Raw genomic sequence first — 1,045 nt, 5'->3', positions numbered from 1 at the left:
GCATCTATCGATAACGCTCCAGAAGAGCGCGAGCGTGGTATCACAATCGCAACTTCTCACGTTGAGTACGATACTCCAGCACGTCACTACGCACACGTAGACTGCCCAGGACACGCCGATTATGTTAAAAACATGATCACTGGTGCTGCGCAAATGGACGGCGGTATCCTAGTAGTAGCTGCGACTGATGGTCCAATGCCACAAACACGTGAGCACATCCTACTTGGTCGTCAGGTTGGTATTCCTTACATCATCGTATTCATGAACAAATGTGACATGGTTGATGATGAAGAGCTTCTAGAGCTAGTAGAAATGGAAGTTCGTGAACTTCTTTCTGAGTACGACTTCCCAGGTGATGATCTACCAGTAATCCAAGGTTCAGCTCTTGGCGCTCTAAACGGCGAGAAAGAGTGGGAAGACAAAATCGTTGAGCTTGCAGAAGCACTAGATTCTTACATTCCTGAGCCAGAGCGTGCAGTAGACCAACCATTCCTACTACCAATTGAAGACGTATTCTCAATTCAAGGTCGTGGTACGGTTGTAACTGGTCGTATCGAGCGTGGTATCCTACGTGTAGGTGACGAAGTAGAAATCGTTGGTATCAAAGACACAACAGTAACGACATGTACTGGTGTTGAAATGTTCCGTAAACTGCTTGACGAAGGTCGTGCAGGTGAGAACGTTGGTGCACTTCTACGTGGTACTAAGCGTGATGACGTTGAACGTGGTCAAGTATTGGCTGCTAAAGGTTCAATCAACCCACACACAACTTTCGAATCAGAAGTATACGTACTTTCGAAAGATGAAGGTGGTCGTCATACTCCATTCTTCAAAGGTTACCGTCCACAGTTCTACTTCCGTACAACTGACGTAACTGGCGACATCCAACTACCAGAAGGTGTTGAGATGGTAATGCCTGGTGATAACGTACAAATGACAGTTACTCTAATCGCACCAATCGCGATGGATGAAGGTCTACGTTTCGCTATCCGTGAAGGTGGCCGTACAGTTGGTGCTGGTGTTGTAGCGAAAATCATCGCTTAAT

1 protein-coding gene is annotated in these 1,045 nt (G+C 46.5%); it reads left to right on the top strand.

The genetic code is table 11. The features are described 5' to 3' along the window. Positions 1-1,044, top strand: a 1,044-nt coding sequence (gene tuf, locus QQJ93_RS15815) for an elongation factor Tu (protein ID WP_284186113.1), incomplete at its 5' end; no start/stop codon positions are given. Between the last annotated feature and the right edge of the window lies 1 nt (position 1,045).

The organism is Vibrio algivorus, assembly GCF_030161215.1.
Classification (GTDB): domain Bacteria; phylum Pseudomonadota; class Gammaproteobacteria; order Enterobacterales; family Vibrionaceae; genus Vibrio; species Vibrio algivorus.
The sequence above is the reverse complement of the archived record's forward strand: the minus strand, read 5'-3'. Positions and strand labels throughout refer to the sequence as shown.